Source organism: Streptacidiphilus rugosus AM-16, assembly GCF_000744655.1.
Lineage (GTDB): Bacteria > Actinomycetota > Actinomycetes > Streptomycetales > Streptomycetaceae > Streptacidiphilus > Streptacidiphilus rugosus.
In genome coordinates, this window is the sequence record NZ_JQMJ01000004.1 from 5,952,882 (window position 1) to 5,974,549 (window position 21,668).

At 73.5% G+C, this 21,668-nt stretch carries 17 protein-coding genes; 3 read left to right on the forward strand and 14 right to left on the reverse strand.

All coding sequences use genetic code 11. The annotated features are described in order from the left end of the window. The 3 genes from recA to BS83_RS36040 form a co-directional block, all read right to left on the reverse strand. Positions 1–1,131 carry a recombinase RecA gene (recA, locus tag BS83_RS36030; RefSeq protein WP_037607495.1) on the reverse strand — a complete coding sequence of 377 codons (1,131 nt, stop codon included), beginning with the start codon at positions 1,129–1,131 and terminating at the stop codon, positions 1–3. 345 nt (positions 1,132–1,476) lie between these two features. Further along, positions 1,477–1,671: a DUF3046 domain-containing protein gene (locus tag BS83_RS36035; RefSeq protein WP_037607496.1), complete on the reverse strand. Its 195-nt coding sequence runs from the start codon at positions 1,669–1,671 to the stop codon at positions 1,477–1,479. A gap of 25 nt (positions 1,672–1,696) precedes the next feature. Then, positions 1,697–1,876, reverse strand: coding sequence for a helix-turn-helix domain-containing protein (locus tag BS83_RS36040; protein WP_198035381.1), 180 nt, complete (start codon positions 1,874–1,876; stop codon positions 1,697–1,699). Between the two features lie 13 nt (positions 1,877–1,889). On the opposite strand from BS83_RS36040, the gene BS83_RS36045 reads away from it, so the two are divergent. Then, positions 1,890–2,498, forward strand: coding sequence for an MFS transporter (locus tag BS83_RS36045; RefSeq protein WP_037607498.1), 609 nt, complete (start codon positions 1,890–1,892; stop codon positions 2,496–2,498). Positions 2,499–2,580: 82 nt separating this feature from the next. On the opposite strand, the gene BS83_RS36050 is transcribed toward BS83_RS36045, so the two are convergent. From BS83_RS36050 to BS83_RS36065, 4 genes are all read right to left on the reverse strand, one after another. Then, the gene (locus BS83_RS36050) at positions 2,581–2,892 is read right to left on the reverse strand and encodes an AzlD domain-containing protein (protein ID WP_037607499.1); all 312 of its coding nucleotides are present in this window, start codon (positions 2,890–2,892) and stop codon (positions 2,581–2,583) included. Then, complete coding sequence (locus tag BS83_RS36055) at positions 2,889–3,698, reverse strand: AzlC family ABC transporter permease (protein ID WP_084714669.1); 810 nt, start codon at positions 3,696–3,698, stop codon at positions 2,889–2,891. The genes BS83_RS36050 and BS83_RS36055 overlap by 4 nt, the downstream gene beginning before the upstream one ends. A gap of 4 nt (positions 3,699–3,702) precedes the next feature. Next, positions 3,703–4,554 (reverse strand): AraC family transcriptional regulator, encoded by an 852-nt coding sequence (locus BS83_RS36060; protein WP_037607500.1) that lies wholly within the window; start codon positions 4,552–4,554, stop codon positions 3,703–3,705. Positions 4,555–4,650: 96 nt separating this feature from the next. After that, positions 4,651–6,219: an MFS transporter gene (locus tag BS83_RS36065; protein WP_051944694.1), complete on the reverse strand. Its 1,569-nt coding sequence runs from the start codon at positions 6,217–6,219 to the stop codon at positions 4,651–4,653. A gap of 126 nt (positions 6,220–6,345) precedes the next feature. On the opposite strand from BS83_RS36065, the gene BS83_RS36070 reads away from it, so the two are divergent. Next, complete coding sequence (locus BS83_RS36070) at positions 6,346–7,017, forward strand: TetR/AcrR family transcriptional regulator (RefSeq protein ID WP_037607501.1); 672 nt, start codon at positions 6,346–6,348, stop codon at positions 7,015–7,017. Between the two features lie 19 nt (positions 7,018–7,036). Here BS83_RS36070 and BS83_RS36075 read toward each other — a convergent pair whose 3' ends face one another. Continuing rightward, positions 7,037–8,491, reverse strand: coding sequence for a S8 family peptidase (locus BS83_RS36075; RefSeq protein ID WP_051944697.1), 1,455 nt, complete (start codon positions 8,489–8,491; stop codon positions 7,037–7,039). Positions 8,492–9,076: 585 nt separating this feature from the next. Here BS83_RS36075 and BS83_RS36080 point away from each other — a divergent pair. Next, entirely contained in the window at positions 9,077–13,702 is a 4,626-nt protein-coding gene (locus BS83_RS36080; RefSeq protein WP_037607502.1) for an ATP-dependent helicase, read from the forward strand. A 648-nt stretch (positions 13,703–14,350) separates the two neighbouring features. Here BS83_RS36080 and BS83_RS36090 read toward each other — a convergent pair. From BS83_RS36090 to BS83_RS36115, 6 genes are all read right to left on the reverse strand, one after another. Then, positions 14,351–14,701 carry a helix-turn-helix domain-containing protein gene (locus BS83_RS36090; RefSeq protein WP_037607504.1) on the reverse strand — a complete coding sequence of 117 codons (351 nt, stop codon included), beginning with the start codon at positions 14,699–14,701 and terminating at the stop codon, positions 14,351–14,353. Positions 14,702–14,892: 191 nt separating this feature from the next. Next, positions 14,893–15,372: a CinA family protein gene (locus tag BS83_RS36095; protein ID WP_037607505.1), complete on the reverse strand. Its 480-nt coding sequence runs from the start codon at positions 15,370–15,372 to the stop codon at positions 14,893–14,895. 1 nt (position 15,373) lies between these two features. Continuing rightward, positions 15,374–15,979 (reverse strand): CDP-diacylglycerol--glycerol-3-phosphate 3-phosphatidyltransferase, encoded by a 606-nt coding sequence (gene pgsA / locus BS83_RS36100; RefSeq protein WP_037607506.1) that lies wholly within the window; start codon positions 15,977–15,979, stop codon positions 15,374–15,376. Positions 15,980–16,020: 41 nt separating this feature from the next. Next, positions 16,021–17,484, reverse strand: coding sequence for a 30S ribosomal protein S12 methylthiotransferase RimO (gene rimO, locus BS83_RS36105; protein ID WP_037607507.1), 1,464 nt, complete (start codon positions 17,482–17,484; stop codon positions 16,021–16,023). Positions 17,485–17,666: 182 nt separating this feature from the next. After that, the gene (locus BS83_RS36110) at positions 17,667–18,488 is read right to left on the reverse strand and encodes a helix-turn-helix domain-containing protein (protein WP_037607508.1); all 822 of its coding nucleotides are present in this window, start codon (positions 18,486–18,488) and stop codon (positions 17,667–17,669) included. A gap of 294 nt (positions 18,489–18,782) precedes the next feature. Then, the gene (locus tag BS83_RS36115) at positions 18,783–21,581 is read right to left on the reverse strand and encodes an FtsK/SpoIIIE family DNA translocase (protein WP_037607509.1); all 2,799 of its coding nucleotides are present in this window, start codon (positions 21,579–21,581) and stop codon (positions 18,783–18,785) included. Between the last annotated feature and the right edge of the window lie 87 nt (positions 21,582–21,668).

Here is a 21,668-nt window from a genome sequence, read left to right on the forward strand (position 1 = left end):
TCAGGCCTTGACCTCCGCCGGGACCGGCTCGGCGGCCTTGGCCTTCGAACCACGCGCTGCGGGCGTCTTGGCGGCGGCCGCGACGGCGGGCGCGGCCTCGCCCACGGCGGGAGCGGCGCCCTCGGGGGTGTCCAGCTTGGGACCGACGCCCAGCTTCTCCTTGATCTTCTTCTCGATCTCGTCCGCGAGGTCCGGGTTGTCGCGGAGGAAGTTGCGGGCGTTCTCCTTGCCCTGGCCCAGCTGGTCGCCCTCGTAGGTGTACCAGGCGCCGGACTTGCGGATGAAGCCGTGCTCGACACCCATGTCGATCAGGCCGCCCTCGCGGCTGATGCCCTGGCCGTAGATGATGTCGAACTCGGCCTGCTTGAACGGCGAGGCGACCTTGTTCTTGACCACCTTCACGCGGGTGCGGTTACCGACCGCCTCCGTGCCGTCCTTCAGCGTCTCGATCCGGCGGATGTCGAGGCGGACCGAGGAGTAGAACTTCAGCGCGCGGCCACCCGTCGTCGTCTCCGGGGAGCCGAACATGACGCCGACCTTCTCGCGCAGCTGGTTGATGAAGATCGCGGTGCACTTGGTCTGGCTGAGCGCACCGGTGATCTTGCGCAGCGCCTGGCTCATCAGACGCGCCTGCAGACCCACGTGGGAGTCGCCCATCTCGCCCTCGATCTCCGCGCGCGGCACCAGGGCCGCGACCGAGTCGATGACGATCAGATCGACGGCGCCGGAGCGGATCAGCATGTCGGTGATCTCGAGCGCCTGCTCGCCGGTGTCCGGCTGCGAGACCAGCAGGGCGTCGGTGTCGACGCCGAGCTTCTTGGCGTACTCCGGGTCGAGCGCGTGCTCCGCGTCGATGAAGGCGACGACGCCGCCGGCCTTCTGCGCGTTGGCCACCGCGTGCAGGGTGAGCGTGGTCTTACCGCTGGACTCCGGGCCGTAGACCTCCACCACGCGGCCACGCGGCAGCCCACCGACGCCGAGCGCGATGTCGAGGGCGATCGATCCGGTCGGGATCACCTCGATCGGAGCCCTGGCCTCGTCGCCGAGGCGCATGACGGAGCCCTTGCCGAACTGTCGCTCGATCTGCGCGAGGGCTGTTTCGAGTGCCCGCTCGCGGTCGTTCGCTGCCATGGGTGCCACCTTGGGGGTCTGTGTCTGTGCTGAGCGCTTCATCACCGAAGACGCTAGCGCGCACCACTGACAAACGGCCCTCGTTGAGCACGAGCCTGTGGATAACGTGCCGGAAACAAGTATAGGGAACGCACGTTCGATTATTAAGCAGCCGACGATTTGTCTGCCTTATCCGCGTTTTCCGCGGCACTGCAACAGCGCTCGGCGCGGCCGGGCCCGAGGACTGCGGCGTGAGGAAGGACGCCGGACCGACCCCGGGCCGTCGCGGGGCCTTGCCCGGCCTCGCGTCAGCCCTCCGGAGCCCTGGCCGGCTCCGGAGGGCTGACGCGAGGGCGAGGCGAACCGCTACTGGCGGGAGGCGGGGACGCCCATGGAGGAGCAGACGACTCGCCAGACGTCCTTGGCCTCCCAGCCCGCGTCGAGTGCCTGACGGACGGTGCGGCCGCCGAGCTCGCTCATCACGTGGTCGGTGGCGAAGCTCTCCGCGTAGGACTCACCGAAGTGGGCGTACATCCGCTTCCAGAACTCGGTCAGGCGCATGGGCCCAGTATGACCCGGCCGCCGGTCAGCCCGGATCGGGCGGGCGCAGCTCGCGGAGGGTCAGCGCGGTCAGGACCAGGGCGTAGCCGCGCGGCGAGGTGAGGTCGACGCCGATCAGCTCGCCGGCCCTGGTCAGCCGGTTGTCCACGGTGTTCGCATGCAGGCCGAGTTCGCGCGCGGTGCCGCTGCGACGGATCCTGTTCACCGGGACCTGGATCGTGTGCGCGCTGGCGAGCTTCGCCGCGTACTGGCAGACCAGCTCGGCGCTCACCTGGGGCGCCGACTACCTGCGCACGGTCGCCGGGCTGTCCGCCACCGGGGCCGGTCTGGTCACCATGGGCGCGGGCCTCACCTCCGCCCTGGTGCTGCTGATCTTCGGCTTCCTCGCCCAGCGGTCGCGGCGCGCGGGCGGCACGATCGGGCAGTCGGCCCGCTGGGCGGGCGCGGCGACGGTCGTCGCCGGTCTGTCGGTCGCGGGCTTCGCGCTGACCGGCTCGACCACGGTGAAGGTCGTCCTCGCGGTGGGCCCGACGCTGCTGTCGGCCGTCGTGCTGGTGCCGGCGCAGGCCGCGTGCGGGCGGATCACTCCGCCCGCACAACGTGGCGTCGTCCTCGGGGCGTTGACCTTCGTCTACTCGCTCGCGGGGGTGCTCTCCCCGCTGGTCGTCGGCGGTCTCACCACGGGGGCGCACCTGGCATCCGGCTACCGGACCGACTACCTGCTCACGGCGGCGCCGGTGACCTCGGCCGGGCTGCTCACCGCCCTGCTGGTCCGCCCCGAGCGCGACGCCGCCCGCCTCGGGGTCAGCGCCAGTGCCCCTCTATGAGGCGGCCATGTCGTTGCTTGACCGGTCATACGGGATCTGACCGGTCAGGCAAGAATGGATGCCCCTCTCCTCGCGGTGTCCGTCAGCTCACCGCCCGAATCGCCGCGGTGGCGACGACGGCGGCCAGGACGACCACCAGGAAGGGCGCGCGACGCCAGGCGGCGATACCGGCGACGGCGAGGCCCGCCGCGCGGGCGTCCACGGTGAGTCCGTGCGGGGCCCCGCCGAAGGTCTGCAACGCGGTCAGCGCGGCCAGCAGGGCGATCGGGGCCAGGGCGGCGAAGCGCCGCACCGCCGGGCGGTCCAGCAGGCCCGCGGGAACGGAGAGGCCGAGCAGTTTGAGGCCGTAGCAGCCCGCCGCCGTGCCCAGGACGGCCAACCAGGTCGTGCTCATCGCGTCTGCTCCTCTGCCTGCGAGTTCTTCGCCGGTGCCGTGGCGCGGGTGCGCGCGGATCGGGCGAGGGCCACCGCGGGGACCGCCGCCAGGGCGAGCAGCACCGGGAGCCCGGCCGGCAGGAACGGGACCGCGACCAGGGCCAGCAGCGCGCCGAGCAGGGCGACCGCCCGCTCCTCGCCGCCCTCGCGCAGCCGCGGGGCCAGCAGCGCCAGGAAGACCGCGGGACCGGCCACGTCCAGCCCGTAGCGGGAGGTGTCGCCGAGCGCGTCGGCGCCGACCGCGCCCGCGAAGGTGGTCGCGTTCCAGACCAGGTAGAGGCTGACGCCGGTCACCGTGAAGCCGAGCCGCGCCGAACGGCGGTCGGGCTGGACCAGGGCCACGGCGGCGGTCTCGTCGATCACCGCCTGCGCCGCGAACGGGCGGGCCCAGCGCGGGAGTTGCAGCCGTTCCCCGAGGCGCATGCCGTAGAAGCCGTTCCGCACGCCGAGAAAGAGCGCGCCCGCGATCGCGGCGAACGGCGCGGCGCCCGCCGCCAGCGAGCCGACCAGGGCGAACTGCGAGGCCCCGGTGAAGACGAACAGGCTCAGCGCGCAGATCTGCCAGACCGTGAGGTGCGCCGCCGTACCGGTCACGCCGAACGCGATGCCGGACACCCCGACCGCGAGACCGACCGCGAGCGCGTCCCTGACCACGGCCCGGTCGGACCGGCCGGGAAGGGAGGGAAGGGTGCCGGGAGCGATCGTCGCGCGGTGCGTTTCTTCGACGTGTTCGACGGCCGGGTGGCCGGGTTGCAGAGCGGTCATACGCTCATGCTGCGGGCGATCGACCGATCGTTTCTTGTACGTTCTTGCGCGCCCGCCGGTAGGCGCCGGGCGGCACGCCCACGATGCGGCGGAAGTGCCGGGTCAGATGGGCCTGGTCGACGAAGCCCACGGCCACCGCGACGTCCGCCGGGGAGGCGCCGGTGTCCAGCAGCGTGCGCGCGGTCCGCACCCGCTGCTGCGTGAGCCAGGCGTGCGGCGGGAGTCCGTAGGCGTCCCTGAAGGCGCGCAGCAGCGGGAACGGGCGGGCGCCGACCGCGTCGGCCAACTGCTCCAGCGTGGGCGGCTGCTCCAGCCGGGACGCGAGCAGGTCGCGCGCGGCCGAGGCCGCCTCCAGACCGCTCCCGGACACCGGACGGACCAGCCGCTGCGAGGAGTGCCGGCTCACCGCACGTGCCAGCGCCAGCCGCAGCAGGGTGCTCGCGGCCAGGACCTGGTTCTGCTCGGCGGCCTGGTGCGTCTGCAGCACCAGGCGGGTCAGCTCGTCGTCCTGGACCACGGCCGTGCCGAAGCCGGGCGAGCCGGGAGCCGCCCCCAACTCGGCGGCGACCGCGGCGATCTGGGCCGCGCCGGGATAGAGCACCTGGTAGCTCCAGCCGTCGGGCACCCCCGCGTGTCCGGTGTGCAGCCGGTCCGGCTCGACGAGCGCCACGCTTCCCGCGGGGGCGACCTCGAGGCCGCCGCGGTAGTGGAAGGCCTCGACCCCCGAGGTGATGGAGGCGAGGACGTAGCTGTCGTGCGTGTGCTTGCCGAAGGTGTGACGCACGTAGTGGGCCCGCAGCAGATCGACGCCGGGCAGGTCGGGATGCTGCCAGTAGTGGGCGCTCTCCTCGGTCATGCTCTGTTCCTCACGACGCAGGCCTCCCCGCCTGCCAGTCTGGCACGCGGGGAGGCTGCGGTCGGAGCCCCCGTCCGGGATCCGGGAGCGGCGGGCTCAGGCGCCGGCCAGCGCGCTCTCGTGCAGGTCCTTGCGGCTCAGCGTCAGGAAGGCGATCAGCGCCCCCAGACCGGCGACGCCGCCGCAGACCATCAGCACGTCGCCGAGACCGTGCACGAAGGCCGACCGGGCCGCCTCCGCGACGGCCTGCCGCATGGCCGGGGCCGCCGCCCGCGCCACCTGGTCCCCCGCTCCGGCCGCGACCGCCTGCCGGGCGCTCTCGCTCGCGCCGGGGACGGACGCGCCGAACGCGTCGCCGACCCGGTGCTGGAAGAGCGCGCCGAAGCCGGCGATGCCGATCGCGATGCCCACCTGCTGGAAGGTCTCGCCCATGCCCGCCGCCATTCCGGCGCGGGCGGGCTCGGCGACCCCGATGGAGATCGCGGCGCGCGGCGGGTTGAACATCCCCATCCCCGCGCCGGTGACGATCAGGCTCGGCAGCATCGCGGTCCAGCCGCTGTGCACGTCGACCAGCCGGACCAGCACCAGGCCGACGGCGATCAGCGTGAGCGACACCCCGACCAGCAGCCGCGGCGGCAGCGCGACGGTCAGGCTGCCGGTCACGGCGGCGACCACGAAGAGCACCAGGGTCAGCGGCAGGAAGCGCAGCCCGGTGTCCCAGGGGGAGGAGCCGAGCACGTTCTGCATGTAGGAGACCTCGAGGAAGATCGCGGCCATGCCCGCCGCGTTGCCGAGCAGCGTCGCCGCCGAGATGCCGTTGAAGGTGCGGATCCCGAAGAGCGAGAGGTCCAGCATCGCCGCCGCTCCCGCCCCGCGCTCGATCAGCACGAACACGGCGAGCAGTACGACCGAGCCGGCGAAGAGCGACAGGATGACCGGGCTGGTCCAGCCCTCGGCCTCGCCGCGCAGGAAGCCGAGCACCAGCATCGAGAGGGCGACCGAGAAGACGGTGAGCCCCGCCCAGTCCACCCGCTGCGCAGCGGGCTCGCGGGACTCGCGGATCCGCAGGGCGCCGAGCACCATCGCCACGATGCCGATCGGCACGTTGACCAGGAAGATCCAGCGCCAGCCCACGCCGCTGGTCAGGCCGCCCCCGATGAGCGGGCCGAAGGCGATGGCCAGACCCGCCACCCCGCCGAAGACCCCGAACGCCATCGCCCGGTCCTTGCCGCGGAACTCGTGGCCGAGCAGCGCCGGGCCGACGGCGAAGAGCACCGCCGCGCCGACTCCCTGCAGGCCGCGGGCGAGGTTGAGGGTGACGATGTCCGGCGCGGCGCCGCAGGCCAGCGAGGCGAGGGTGAACAGGCCGAAGCCGGCGATGAAGACCCGCTTGCGGCCGAGCCGGTCGGCCAGGGAACCGCCGGTCAGCAGGAAGGCGGCCAGGGTCAGCGCGTACGCGTCGAGGACCCACTGGAGACCGGAGAAGTCGGCGTGCAGCGCGTTGCGCAGGTCGGGCAGCGCGACGTTCACGACGGTGAGGTCGAGCATCAGCATGAAGGTCGCGATCGAGACGATCGCGAGCGTCCAGCCGCGGCCTGGCGCACGGCCGGCGGCGGGCGGCGAGCCGGGGTCGACCGGCGCGGGTGTGTGGACGGGAGCAGACATGGGTGTCCCCCAGGGCAGAACGGCATGGCAGGGCCGGGAAAAGAACGCGAGCTTTTGCTCGTGTTTCTTGTCTCCGAGATTACGAGTGATTGCTCGCATTAGTCAACGCGCCCTAATATCGGCTGGGTGAGCGCCGAGACCCCCACCCCCGCCGACACCGCCGTCGAAGCCCCGGCGGACGCCGCCGTCGAGCGCCCCAGGAAGCGCCAGGCACGCGGAGAGCGCCGGATCGCCCAGCTGCTGGAGGCCGCCGGCCAGGTCTTCGTCGAGTCCGGCTACGCGGCCACGACCACCAACGCGATCGCGGCCCGCGCGGGGGTCTCCCCCGGCTCGCTCTACCAGTACTTCCCGAACAAGGACGCGATCGCCGCCGCCCTCGCCGAGTTCTACGCCCAGCAACTCGACGAGCTGATGGCCCCGTTCGCGCAGGTGGACCCGGCCACGACCGCACTCGAGGAGGCGCTGACCACCGCGCTCGGCCCGATCGTCGAGTTCCACCGGCGCAATCCGGCCTGCCTGGTCCTCTTCGTGGCCGGGGACGCCCCCGGGCACGTCGCCGACCTGCAGGCGCCACTCGTCGCCCGCACCCACGCGCAGATCCAGGCCCTGCTCGGCGCGTACGCGCCGCGGCTGCCCGAGCGGGAGCTCGAACTCGTCGCGATGGTGACCCTCGCCGCCTACAAGGGCGTGCTCCCGCTGCTGGTCTCGGCGGAGGACGCCGACGTGCCCGCGCTGAGGCGGGAGCTGACCGCCCTGCTGATCGGCTACTTCGGCCAGGTGACCGGGCGGAGGGCGTAGCGCTGCGAGCGGGGTCGGGTCAGCGGACGTCGACCAGCCCGTAGCCGTAGTAGGCGCCGCCGGGGCAGTCCTTGCCGCCGGGCGTGTGCGAGGGGCAGCCGAGCGGCAGCGCCTGCTGTTCGAGCAGTTTCGCCAGCGCCGCACCGCGGACGCCAGGGTGCCGGGCCGCGTCGACCGCGGCCACGCCGCTGACGTGCGCGGCCGCCATCGAGGTCCCGGCCAGTGCCGCGTAGCGTCCGCCCGGCCAGGCGGAGACGACCGCCTGCGCCATCCCGCCGTCGGGGTCGCCGCCGGGAGCGGCCAGGACCACCTGTCCCGCGCCCCAGTTGGAGTACGCGGCCAGACTGCCGTCCTGCACCAGCGCCGTCACGTCCAGCACACCGGGCAGACCGCCGGGCAGCCGGATGCAGTCCTTGCCGAGATGCCGCACCGGCGGGGGGCTGCTGTCGACGCGGTCGTTCGGGCTCCGGTCGTCGACCCGCGGGCCGTCCAGGTCCTGTGCGTCGTTCCCGGCCGACGCGACGACGACGGCGCCCTTGTTCTGCGCGTAGCGCACGGCGCGTCCGACGGCGGCGATGATGGCGGCCTGGTCCGCGTCGTCGGGGCAGTTGTACTTCCACGGATCGGCGAAGTAGCTGTCGTTGATCACCCGGGCGCCGTGGTCCGCGGCCCACAGGAAGCCGCAGACGATGTTCTCGCCGTAGTACTGCCCGGCGTCGCCCAGCAGCCGCACCGCGGCTATCCGCGCGCCGGGCGCGACCCCGACGACGCCGTCCCCGGGCCTGTTGCCCGCGATGATCCCGCTGACGTGGGTGCCGTGACCGCTCTCGCCGAGCCCGGGGTCGGGACGCCAGGCGCCGGCCCGGGTGTCCGGCGAGCCGGTCGCGCACGAGGCCGAACGGCGCGGGTCCACGGCGCTGCGCAGGTCGGGATGGGTGTCGTCGACCCCGGAGTCCAGCACGGCGACGACCACGCCGCCGAGCGCGGCGACGTCGGCGGCGGGCAGCCGGGCGCTCTCGCCGACCATGTTCTGGTTCCACTGGAGCCGGCCGTGCGGGTCGGGTGCCATCGGGATGTCGTCGGCGGTGGCCCCCTCCGCGGAGACGCTCTGGGCCATCAGCCCGACGCCCCCGCCGTGCGGGTCGGGCACCGGAGCGGTCCGGCTCGCCCCGGCGGCGGCGATGCCGTCGTGCCGGCGCACCCGGACCCCGAAGTCGGTCGCCGAGGCGTACGCGAGCACGACGCCGATCTGTGGGTACTCCTGCCCGACGATGCCCTGCTCGGCCCGGATCGCGTCGTCGGCCACGGTGATCCCGCCGGCGTTCGGCTCGGCGGCGACGACGAGATAGGCGAGGTAGAGCCGACCGGTGCCACCGACGTAGGGGACGGCACCACCGAGCAGCAGCGTCACCATCGCCAGCACGATGGCGCAGCGCGCCGTCGCCGATCGCAGGCCCTTCGCGACACGCGCCACCAGGCCTCCACGGTTCGGGGCGCGGAAGCTGCGCCCTGGGCAGGGATATTCATACGATATGGATCACTTTGTCCCCTCGCCCGCCGAACTCCGCCGATCGAGCGCCGCGGCGCGCGTCGGAGGCGCGAGGCTCCCCCCGACCCGCGCCTCCGGCGCGCGTCCCGACGGCCGGAAAGCCGCACCTCCCGAGGGGCGCGAGGTACTGCGCGACAAGCCACCCCGCCAGGCAGAGCCCTCAACTCACAGGCCCGCCCACACGCCAGTGGCCAAACCCCCCGCGTACCCGCGCGGCTGCACGTCGCCGAAGCCGGCCCCGCCGTCCTCCCCCTGCTGCCGGCCCATCCGGCGCAGCCGGTCCGCGGGCCGCCTACGGCGGGGCCGGCGGCAGCGGGGTGACCACGCTGTCCGCCGGGGCGAAGGTGCACGGTGGCGACAAGCCACCCGCGCAGGTGGAGCCCCGATCGCGCAGGGTCGTCCGCATCTCCGTCGTGTCTCGCGCAGTTCCTCGCGCCCCTCGAGGACCCGCCGTCACGGGAAAGCGCACGGCGGGGACCGAATGTCAGTGCCGCACGGCACGATGGGCGCATGGCACGCGTGACTCCCGACACCGCACTCGCCGGCTTCTCCGCGCCCACGCGGGCCTGGTTCGAGGGGGCGTTTCCCGCGCCCACCGCCGCGCAGGAGGGGGCCTGGCAGGCCATCGGCGCGGGAAGCGACGTGCTCGTGGTCGCGCCGACCGGCTCCGGCAAGACGCTGGCCGCGTTCCTGTCCGCGTTGGACGGGCTCGCGTCCACGCCCCCTCCGGCCGAGGCCAAACGGCGCTGTCGCGTGCTCTACGTCTCGCCGCTCAAGGCCCTCGCCGTCGACGTGCAGCGCAATCTCCGCGCGCCGCTCGCGGGCCTGCGGCAGGCGGCGACGCGGCTCGGGCTGCCGGAGCCCGAGATCGAGGTCGCGATCCGGTCCGGCGACACCCCCGCGGCAGAGCGCCGCCGCTTCGCCACGCACCCGCCGGACATCCTGATCACCACCCCCGAGTCGCTCTTCCTGCTGCTCACCTCCGCCGCCCGCGACGCGCTCCGCGGCGTCGAGACGGTGATCCTCGACGAGGTGCACGCCGTCGCGGGCACCAAGCGCGGCGCGCACCTCGCGCTCACCCTGGAGCGGCTGGACGAGGTGCTGGACGCGCCCGCGCGCCGCATCGGGCTGTCCGCCACGGTCCGGCCCGTCGAGGAGGTCGCGCGCTTCCTCAGTCCCGGCCGCCGGGTGAGCATCGTCCAGCCGCCGTCGGAGAAGGAGTTCGACCTCTCCGTCGTCGTGCCGGTCGAGGACCTGGGCGAGCTCTCCGGCGGGCGCGGCACCAAGGAGGACGAACCGGAGCGGGCCGCGTCCATCTGGCCGCACGTCGAGGAGAAGATCACCGACCTCGTCCAGGCGCACCGCTCGACCATCGTCTTCGCCAACTCGCGCCGCCTCGCGGAGCGGCTCTGCAACCGCCTCAACGAGATCGCCCTCGAACGCGCCACCGGCGAGGCGCTCCCGGCCGACCACGGCCCCGCCGTCACCATGGCCCAGGCGGGCGCCGCCAAGGGCGCCCCGCCCGTGCTGGCCCGCGCGCACCACGGCTCGGTCTCCAAGGAGCAGCGCGCCGAGGTCGAGGAGCAGCTGAAGTCCGGCCGGCTGCCCGCCGTCGTCGCCACGTCCAGCCTCGAACTCGGCATCGACATGGGCGCGGTCGATCTCGTGGTGCAGGTCGAGTCGCCGCCCTCGGTCGCCTCCGGCCTGCAGCGCGTCGGGCGTGCCGGTCACCAGGTGGGCGCGGTGTCGACGGGCGTGGTCTTCCCCAAGTACCGGGGCGATCTGGTCCAGTCCGCCGTCGTGACCGAGCGGATGCGGTCCGGCGCGATCGAGGCGCTGCGGGTGCCCCGCAACCCGCTCGACGTGCTGGCCCAGCAGGTCGTCGCGATCACCGCCATGGACAGCTGGGACGTCGAGGAGCTGCTGGCCCTGGTCCGCCGGGCCGCGCCGTTCGCCTCGCTGCCGCACTCCGCGTTCGAGGGCGTGCTGGACATGCTGGCGGGCCGGTACCCCTCCGACGCCTTCGCCGAGCTGCGGCCGCGCATCGTCTGGGACCGCGTCACCGGCACTGTCTCGGCCCGGCCTGGCGCCCAGCGGCTCGCGGTGACCTCCGGCGGCACCATCCCCGACCGGGGCCTGTTCGGCGTCTTCCTGGCGGGGGCCGACCCGAAGAAGGGCGGCGGCCGGGTCGGGGAGCTGGACGAGGAGATGGTCTACGAGTCGCGGGTGGGCGACGTCTTCACCCTCGGCACCAGCTCCTGGCGGATCGAGGACATCACCCACGACAAGGTGCTGGTCTCCCCCGCCCCGGGCGTCCCCGGCAAGCTGCCGTTCTGGCACGGCGACGCGCTCGGCCGGCCGCTGGAGCTGGGCCGCGCCGTCGGCGGCTTCCTGCGCGAGGTCGCCGCACTGCCCGCCGACAAGGCCGCGACGCGGCTGGCCGCCGCCGGCCTCGACACCTGGGCGGCGGGCAACCTGCTCAGCTACCTCGGCGAGCAGCGCCAGGCGACCGGACACCTTCCTGACGACCGGACGATCGTCGTCGAGCGGTTCCGCGACGAACTGGGCGACTGGCGGATCGCGGTCCACTCCCCCTTCGGCGCGCAGGTCCACGCGCCCTGGGCGCTCGCGCTGGGCGCCCGCCTGGCCGAGCGCTACGGCATGGACGCCCAGGTCATGCACGCCGACGACGGCATCGTGCTGCGCCTGCCCGACGCCGACCTGCTCGACTTCCCCGACCCTGACCAGCCGGCACGCGCCGCCGGGGACGAGGCCCCGGTCGGCGCGGACGCCGTCGTCTTCGACGCGACGACGGTCGAACAGACCGTCACCGACCAGGTCGGCGGCTCCGCCCTCTTCGCCGCCAGGTTCCGCGAGTGCGCCGCCCGCGCCCTGCTGCTGCCCCGGCGCAACCCGGGCCGCCGCACACCGCTCTGGCAGCAGCGCCAGCGGGCCGCGCAACTGCTCTCGGTGGCCGCCGAGTTCGGGTCCTTCCCGATCGTGCTCGAAGCCGTCCGCGAATGCCTCCAGGACGTCTTCGACGTCCCCGGCCTGGTCGAGCTGATGCGGGACATCGAGACCCGCAAGGTCCGCATCGTCGAGGTGACCACCCCCGAGCCCTCCCCCTTCGCCCGCTCGCTGCTCTTCGGCTACGTCGCCCAGTTCCTCTACGAGGGCGACTCGCCGCTGGCCGAGCGCCGCGCCTCCGCCCTCGCCCTGGACTCCCGGCTCCTCGCGGAACTGCTCGGCCAGGCCGAGCTGCGCGAACTGCTGGACGAGACGGTGCTGGCCGAGCTGGAGGCGGAGCTGCAGCGGCTCACCCCCGAGCGACGGATCAAGGACGCCGAGGGCGTCGCCGACGCGCTGCGCCTGCTCGGCCCGCTCTCCGACGCCGAGCTCGCCGAACGCGGCGCGGAGCCTGGCTGGGCGCCCGAGCTGCAGGCCCAGCGGCGGGTCATCGACGTGCGGATCGCCGGGGAACCGCGCTGGGCCGCGATCGAGGACGCCGGACGGCTCCGCGACGCGCTCGGCACCCCGCTCCCCGTCGGCGTTCCCGAGGCCTTCACCGAACCGGTCAAGGACCCGCTGGCCGACCTGCTGGCCCGGCACGCCCGCACCCACGGCCCCTTCACCGTCGCCGACGCCGCCGCACGGCTGGGCCTCGGCCCCGCGGTCGTGCTGGGCACCCTGCAGCGGCTGGCCGGGACGGGCCGCGTCGTGCAGGGCGAGTTCCGCCCCGGCGGCTCCGGCACCGAGTGGTGCGACGCGGAGGTGCTGCGCCGGCTGCGGCGGCGTTCGCTGGCGGCGCTGCGCCACGAGGTCGAGCCGGTTCCTCCGCGCGCCCTGGCCACCTTCCTGCCGCAGTGGCAGCACATCGGCGGCGGCAACCGCCTGCGCGGCGTGGACGGGCTGCTGCGCGCCGTCGAGCAGCTCCAGGGCGCGCCGGTGCCCGCCTCCGCGCTGGAACGCCTGGTCCTGCCGAGCCGTGTCGCGGACTACAGCCCCGCGCTGCTGGACGAGCTGACCGCCTCGGGCGAGGTCCTCTGGGCGGGCGCGGGCGCGCTGCCGGGCAAGGACGGCTGGATCGCGCTGCACCCCGCGGACGCGGCCCCGCTGCTGCTTCCGGAGCCGCTGGAGCTGGAGCTCACACCGCTGCACTACGCGGTGCTGGCGGCGCTGGCCCCCGGCTACGGGCTCTTCTTCCGCCAGCTCGCCGACCAGGTCGCCCAGCAGCTGCCGGGCACGGTCACGCCCCCCGCCGAGCTGGCCACGGCCCTGTGGGACCTGACCTGGTCAGGCCGGGTCACCAACGACACCCTCGCGCCGCTGCGCGCAGTGCTCGGCTCCGGGCGCACGCCAGGCTCCACGGCCCACCGCGCGCCCCGCTCGACGCCCCGCGCCCGCTACGGGGGCTCCCGCCCCCTCCCCCGCGCCGCCTCGCTGCCGACGACGGCGGGCCGCTGGTCGCTGCTGCCCGACCCGCTCCGCGACCCGACGCAGCGCGCCCACGCGCTGGCCCAGACCCTGCTGGACCGCCACGGCGTGGTCACCCGCGGCGCGGTCCAGGCCGAGCGGGCGCCGGGCGGCTTCGCCGGCGTCTACCGCGTGCTCTCCGCCTTCGAGGACACCGGCCGCACCCGTCGCGGCTACGTGGTCGACGGTCTCGGCGCGGCACAGTTCGCCTCCGACGGCGCGATCGACCGCCTGCGTGCCGTCGGCACTGCCCTGGAGCGCCGTGCGGACGCGGCAGCGTCCGAGAGCCCGGAAGCCGTCGTCCTGGCCGCGGCGGACCCGGCGAACGCCTACGGCGCGGCGCTGCCCTGGCCCGACCCGCCGGGCGGCGCGGCGTCCGCCCACAAGCCGGGCCGCAAGGCGGGCGCGCTGGTCGCCCTGGTCGACGGCGAGCTGGTCGCCTACGTGGAACGCGGCGGCAAGACCCTGCTCTCCTGGGCCACGGACCACGACCGCCTCGCCCACGCGGCCACGGCGCTGGCCCGAGCGGTCCACGAGGGCGCCTTGAGGGACCTGATGATCGAACGCATCAACGGCGAACCCGCGCTGACCGCCGCGCTCAGCCCGGTCCTCGAATCCGCCGGCTTCCTCCCCACCCCCCGCGGCCTCCGCCTCCGCGCCTGACCCGCACCCCTCCCAGGGGCGCCCGGGCGAGCCTTCCAACAGCCGGCCAGTTGCACTGCCTCAGGGGCGCGAGGAACTGCGCGAGCAACCACTGACATGCGGATGGCCCTGCGCGTTGAGGACCATCCGGTCGCCGGTGGCTTGTCGCGCAGTTCCCCGCGCCCCTGGAGAGTGCAACTCACCCTCGGCAGTCAGGCACCGCGCCCGCGCGCCCCTGGAGAGTGCAACTCACCCTCAGGAGTCAGGCACCGCGCCCGCGCGCCGGAGGAGGTGCACCGAGCCCGGCGAGGAGAAGCGCTACCCCCGCGGGGGGCTTGCGGCGCGGCGCCTCGCGCCCCTGGCGCGCTGCATCGCATGCACCGGCAGGAGGCTGAGGTTCCAGCCGCCCGCGAACATCAGCCCCAGGCCGGCGTCCGCGTGACGCGTCAACAGCAGCGCCCACGCGCCCCCGCTCAGCAGCGCGCACATCACCCATGTCAGTGGACTTCGCCGGGGTATCGACACCAGGAACCCTCCGTACAGGGACAGAAAGGCCATCGTTCCACGCGCCCCGCGCCCCCGCAGCGCAAACGGCCCCTCCCCGGAGTCACCGTGTGACTCCGGGGAGGGGCCGTCCAGTTCGGCCGGGACGAAGCGCGCCTCGCGCGACTACGCCGCGACGACGTCCATCGCGCTCGCCTTCGGGACGAGCGACGGCACGCGCTCGGCCGGAGGCACGGAGACCGGCTCCAGCAGCGCGGGGCGTACCGTCTCGCCCGAGGCGAGCTCCGCGAGCGACAGCTCGTCGCTCACCTCTCGCATGACCTCGGACATACGCACGTCAAGGGCGTCACAGATCGCGGAGAGCAGCTCTGACGAGGCCTCCTTCTGTCCACGCTCGACCTCGGAGAGGTAACCGAGCGAGACCCGCGCGGCAGCCGACACCTCGCGCAGGGTGCGGCCCTGGCGCTGGCGCTGCCGACGCAGCACGTCACCCAACAGACGACGGAGCAGGATCATCGGTTGCTCCCTCCTTGGACCGCGGCTTGAGACCTCACAGCCCCACCGTACCGCCTGCCCCGCATCACGTGCGGGGAGCCTGGTCGTGTTCACTCTGGGCTGCATCCATGGCCCCTCCCCTGTTGTTCGCGGTATGGCCCGCGAATCTTTCCGGCCCGTCCCTTGTGTTCTTCCCGGTAGGAGCACGTTTCCTAACCCACCGGTTTGCCCTCCAGCGCCTGTGCGATCAGTTCCACAGCGGCCGAAACAGCCTTGCGTCGGATTGTGACACGATCCCCTGACAAGTGGAGCGAAGAGACCGATTCTCCACCCTCGCTCGAAACCGCCACGTAGACCGTGCCGACCGGGTGCCCGTCCTGCGGTTCCGGACCGGCCACGCCCGTGGTCGCCAGACCGAAGTCGGCGCCCATCAACCGCCGGACACCCGCCGCCATCTGGGCCGCGACGTCCGGATCCACCGCGCCGCGCGCGGCCAGCAGGGCGACGTCGACGCCGAGGACGGAGCCCTTGAGCTCGGTGGCGTAGGCCGTCACCGAGCCGCGGAACGCCTTCGACGCACCGGGGACCGCCACGAACTCCGCGGCCAGCAGACCGCCGGTCAGCGACTCGGCCACCGCCACGGTCGCACCCGCGCGGACCAGCCGCGCGAGCACCGCCTCGGCCCCGGTCACCTCAGTGCCCCGTCGCCGCGCGTTCGGCCAGACCGGCCCGCCGCAGCACCAGCGCCTGGCGGACGTAGTCGAGGCCGCTGACCACGGTGAGCAGCACCGCGGCGCCCATCAGCCACCAGCGCGCGGAGGCCAGAGGGCCCGTCAGTACCAACACGTACATGCCGACCGCGATTCCCTGGGTCAGCGTCTTGAGCTTGCCGCCGCGGCTGGCGGGGATCACGCCGAAGCGGATCACCCAGAAGCGCATCAGCGTGATGCCGATCTCACGGACCAGGATGACGATCGTCACCCACCAGGCCAGATCGCCGAGCGCGGACAGGCCGATCAGCGCCGTTCCCATGATCGCCTTGTCGGCGATCGGGTCGGCGATCTTGCCGAAGTCGGTCACCAGGCCCATCCGGCGGGCGAGCTCGCCGTCGAAGAGGTCGGTGATCATGGCGATCGCGAACGCCGCCCAGGCGAGCGCGCGCCATTTCGGATCGTGTCCGCCGTTAGCGAACAAGAGCGCCGCGAAGATCGGAACGATCAGCAGACGCAGCATCGTGAGCGCGTTCGGCACGTTCCACAGGTTCGACCGTGTGGACGTGCCGCTCGCGGGCGTGGTCATCGGAGCACCCGTTCTCGCCGCTCCGCCCCCCGGCGTCTGCGTCACGGACACACCTCGGCATACAGGTCGACGCCCTCGCTCGCGGTGACCTTGGCCTCGACCAGATCGCCGACGGCGAGCCCGGCCGTCGAACCGAGCAGGATGGTGATGCCGTCCGTCTCGGGCGCCTGGTGGGCGGCCCGGCCGATGACCCCGTCCTCGCCGTCCTCGCCGCCGAGGTCCTCGACCAGCACGGTGACGCTGCTGCCGATCCGCTCCTCGGCGCGCTGCGCGGTCAGCTCCTCCGCGAGCCTGCTGATCTTCGCGAGCCGCTCGGCGACGACGTCCTCGGGCAGCTTGCCGTCGTACTCGGCGGCCTCGGTGCCCTCCTCGTCGGAGTAGCCGAAGACGCCGATCGCGTCGAGGCGGGCGTGGGTGAGGAAGCGTTCCAGCTCGGCCAGGTCGGCCTCGGTCTCGCCGGGGAAGCCCACGATGAAGTTCGAGCGCGCGCCGGCCTCCGGGGCCTTGGCGCGGATCTGGTCCAGCAGTTCGAGGAAGCGGTCGGTGTCGCCGAAGCGGCGCATCCGGCGCAGCACGTTCGGGGCCGAGTGCTGGAAGGACAGGTCGAAGTAGGGCACGACCTTGTCGGTCCCGGCCAGCACGTCGATCAGACCCGGCCGCATCTCGGCCGGCTGCAGGTAGCTCACGCGCACCCGCTCGACCCCGGGCACCGCGGCGAGCTCCGGCAGCAGGGTCTCCAGCAGCCGGATGTCGCCGAGGTCCTTGCCGTAGGAGGTGTTGTTCTCGCTGACCAGCATGACCTCGCGGACGCCCTGCTCGGCGAGCCAGCGGGTCTCGTTCAGCACGTCGGACGGCCGCCGGGAGAGGAACGAGCCGCGGAAGGCCGGGATCGCGCAGAAGCTGCAGCGCCGGTCGCAGCCGGACGCGAGCTTGACCGAGGCGACGGGGCTGTCGTCGAGCCTGCGGCGCAGGGTCCGCGGGCCGGACGCGGGGGCGAGGCCCTCCGGCAGGTCGGCGACCTCGGCGACGCCGTCGGCGTGACCGGGGGTGGCGACGCCCGCGGCGGCGGCCTGGCGCTCGACGGGCGTCAGCGGCAGCAGCTTGCGGCGGTCGCGCGGTACGTGCGACTCGTGCTTGCCGCCGGAGAGGATGTTCTGCAGCCGGTCGGTGATGTCGGCGTAGTCGTCGAAACCGAGCACGGCGTCGGCCTCCGGCAGGGCCTCGGCGAGCTCCTTGCCGTAGCGCTCGGCCATGCAGCCGACCGCGACGACCGCCTGGGTGCGGCCGTGACCCTTGAGGTCGTTGGCCTCCAGCAGGGCGTCGACGGAGTCCTTCTTGGCGGCGTCGACGAAGCCGCAGGTGTTGACGACGGCGACGTCCGCGTCGGCGGCGTCGGCGACGAGCTCCCAGCCGTCGGCCTCCAGCCGCCCGGCGAGTTCCTCGGAATCGACCTCGTTGCGGGCGCATCCAAGGGTGACAAGGGCGACTGTGCGGCGTTCGGGCATGTCGCCAAGGTTACCGAGGTTTTCCCCGACCCCGAGCATTGGGCAGCGGAGCTGCGCTTCAGGGGCGCGGGGAACTGCACGCGCAACCACCGACGCGCGGATCGCCCTGTTCGTCCGGTGGCCCACCATCTGGGGTGGCCTGTCGCGCAGTTCCCCGCGCCCCTCACGCGCGTGCGGCGCGGTCAGCCGGCGACCGGGTCGCCCGGGGTGTAGGTGACGTTGACCACCTGGCCGTCGGATCCGACCGATCCGAGGTCCTTGCCGTTGGCCCAGACGTGCACCGCCCCGGCGTTCCCGAGGACCAGCTTCAGCTTCTTGCCGTCCGTGAAGGTCTGCGTCTGCCCCTGCGCGAGGTCGCCCTGGAAGAGGACCTTGCCCGAGCTGTCCTTGACCAGGACCCAGCTGTCCGCGCTCGCCGCGGCCAGCTTCACGGTGACCTTGCCCGCCGGAGCGGCCGCGATCGCGCTCGGCTTGACCGGGGCCGCGGACGGCGCGCTCGGGTGGAGGACCGGGCCGATCGACGGCGACGCCGTCACGCTCGGGACCACCGCGGACGCGCTCGGCGCCTTCGAACCGCCGCTCGCCAGGTTGAAGCCGATCACCGCGATGACCACGACGATCGCCGCGACCATCGCCGCCGTCCAGTTCGGGCGGCGTCGCTCGGCGGAGATCCTGCGGTCGCCCGCCGTTTCGAACAGCGGCACCTTCGCCGTCTCCGGGCTCCCGCCGTGCGCGGCGTCGTAACGGCGCACCAGATCGTCGCCGTCGACGCCGACCGCCTTCGCGATCGCGCGGATGTGCCCGCGGGCATAGAAGTCGCCGCCGCATCGGGCGAAGTCGTCGATCTCGATGCCCTGCACGATCGGCACGCGGACGCGCGTCTGCGCGCTCACCTCCTCGACGCTGAGCTCCGCAGCAACGCGCGCGGAACCGAGCACCTGCCCGATCGAGGGCTCGTGCCGGGTGGGCTCGGGCGATCCGGGAGAGGTCGTGCCGGTCGTCACAAGGGGCGCCTTTCCAACGTGGGCGGCCAGGCTTCTTCACGAGGGGTCAGAGGCCCCCGGAGAACGCCGTCGAAACACCAGTCTAGGGGGCGGGTCCGGACCTTGCTCAACCGGGATTCGGCCGAATGTGGAGGTCTGCATCCGGATCGTTACCCGGGCGGTGAGCCCCGGATTCCGCCCTGGGAGAGGAGGGAGATGACGAAGTGTCGGAAGAGAGACGCGAGGGTGCCCCGGTCGGTTCCCTCCTCCCCCGAACAACGTCAAGAAGAACCGACCGGATGCGTGTGCGCGCGCTCATTCCCCCCGGAGGGTGAGCAGCACGCCGTCCAGCTCGTCCGGCTGGACCAGCACGTCACGGGCCTTGGAGCCCTCGCTCGGGCCGACGATCCCGCGCGACTCCATCAGGTCCATCAGCCGGCCCGCCTTGGCGAAGCCGACCCGCAGCTTGCGCTGGAGCATCGAGGTGGAACCGAACTGGCTGGTGACGACCAGTTCGGCGGCGGCGACCAGCAGGTCCATGTCGTCGCCGATCTCCTCGTCGATCTCCTTCTTCGGCGCCGAGCCGACCGTCACGTCGTGGCGGTACTCCGCCTGGAGTTGCGCCTTGCAGTGCTCGACGACGGCCGCGATCTCCTCCTCCGTCACGAACGCGCCCTGCATGCGCAGCGGCTTGCCCGCGCCCATCGGCAGGAAGAGCGCGTCGCCCTTGCCGATCAGCTTCTCCGCTCCCGGCTGGTCCAGGATGACCCGGCTGTCGGCGAGCGAGGAGGTGGCGAACGCGAGCCTGGAGGGCACGTTCGCCTTGATCAGGCCGGTGACCACGTCGACCGAGGGCCGCTGGGTGGCGAGCACCAGGTGGATGCCGGCCGCGCGGGCCAGCTGGGTGATCCTGACGATCGAGTCCTCGACGTCGCGCGGGGCGACCATCATCAGGTCGGCCAGCTCGTCGACGATGACCAGCAGGTACGGGTAGGGCGTCAGCACCCTTTCGCTGCCCGGCGGCGGCTGGACCTTGCCCGAGCGGACCGCCCGGTTGAAGTCGTCCACGTGCCGGAAGCCGAACGCGGCCAGGTCGTCGTAGCGCAGGTCCATCTCGCGGACGACCCACTGCAGCGCCTCGGCGGCCTTCTTCGGGTTGGTGATGATCGGGGTGATCAGGTGCGGCACGCCCTCGTAGGCGGTCAGCTCGACGCGCTTCGGGTCGACCAGGACCAGGCGCACGTCGTCCGGGGTGGCGCGCATCAGCACCGAGGTGATCAGGCAGTTGATGCAGGAGGACTTGCCCGCGCCGGTGGCGCCGGCGACGAGGATGTGCGGCATCTTGGTGAGGTTCGCCATCACCGTCTGGCCCTCGACGTCCTTGCCCATGCCGACCAGCATCGGGTGCAGGTCGCCGGTGGCCGCGCCGGAGCGCAGCAGGTCGCCGAGGTTGACCATCTCGCGGTCGGTGTTCGGGATCTCGATGCCGACCGCGGACTTGCCCGGGATCGGGCTGATGATGCGCACGTCCGGGCTGGCCACGGCGTAGGCGATGTTCTTGGCGAGCGCGGTGATCCGCTCGACCTTGACCGCCGGGCCGAGCTCGACCTCGTAGCGGGTGACCGTCGGGCCGCGGGTGAAGCCGGTGACGGCGGCGTCGACCTTGAACTCGGCGAAGACGCCCATCAGCGAGGCGACCACGTCGTCGTTGGCCTTGCTGCGCGCCTTGCCGGGGCCGCCGCGGGCCAGTACGTCCGGCGAGGGAAGCCGGTAGCTCCCCCCGTCCGGCAGGCGCAGCTGCTCGGAGCGGAGCGGCGGAATGGCGCCCGAGGCCTCGTCCGCCCCGGGGGTTTCCGTGGCGTCCTCGCGGCGGGCGCCGGGCACCGGGACGTCGGGGGCCTGCTCCGGCATCGGCGGGATGTCGGCCTTGTCGAAGTCGACCGGCGGCACGTCGCTGGGCGGTGTGCGGTCCTTGACCCGGCCGAGCACGTCGGCCAGCGCCGGTGAGGGCAGCACGCCGTGCTGCACCGCCCCGTCGAGCTCGGCGGCCGCGGCGGCCGCGACGCCGATCGTGTCGAAGGGATCGGGCTGGTCCTGGTCCGCGCCCGCTCCCACGCGGCGGCGCGGACGCCGGCGGCGGGGCGCGACGGCGCCGTCGCGCTCCAGTTGGTTGCGCTTGGCCAGCAGCACCGCGCGCTCCTCGGGCGTGCCCGGCTCCCCCTCGAAGTCGTGGACCGCGCCGTGGTCGCCTTCCTCGCCGAAGCCGAGGCCCGCCAGACCGGCGTCTTCGTCGAACTGGTCCGGGCCGTCCGGCTGCGGGAGCGGCTCCAGGATGGAGAGTCGCTCGCCCAGCAGCCGCAGCCGCTGCGGGATCTGGTTGACCGGGGTGGCGGTGACCACCAGCAGGCCGAAGAAGGAGACCAGCACCAGGAACGGCACGGCCAGCGCCGGTCCGGCCGCGCCCATCAGCCACCGCGAGGCCGCCAGGCCGATCAGCCCGCCCGACTCGCGGATCCGGGTGGCCCCCGCCTGGAAGCCCGGCGCGCCGCAGCTGATGTGGATCAGCCCGAGCACGCCGACGGTCAGCGCGGTCAGACCGATGACGATCCGTCCGTTGGCCTCGGGACGCTCCGGATGCCGCATCAGCCGCACCGCGATGCCGAACAGGAGCAGCGGCACGACCACGGTCAGCTGACCGAACGCGCCCTTGACCCCGTCGGTGACCAGGATGCCGAGCCAGCCCTGCGGGTCGGACCAGGAGCCGGCCGCGACCAGCAGCGCCAGGCCGATCAGCAGCAGCGCCAGGCCGTCCTTGCGGTGGGCCGGGTGGAGGCCCTTCGCGCCGTTGCCGAAGCCGCGGGCGACCGCGCCCACGCCGTGCGCCATGCCGAGCCAACCGCCGCGGACGGCGCGGTAGGCCAGCGGCTTGGGGGGCGCGGGCTTCGGGGCGGGTGCGGCCGCGGCCTTCTTGGCCGGTGCTTTCCTGGCGGCGCCCTTGGCGGGCGCGGCCTTCTTGGCGGGCGCCTTCTTCGCGGCGGCCTTGGCGGGCGTGGCCTTCTTCGCCGTCCCCGCGCCTCGGGTCTGCGAACCGCTTCCGGACGTGCGTGTGGCCATGGCGTTCAGATTACTAGGGGGAACAGACGCGCAACACGTGTCGCACGCCGTTGCTCCGAACGTGTCGCGCCCCGCACGGTCGCCCGC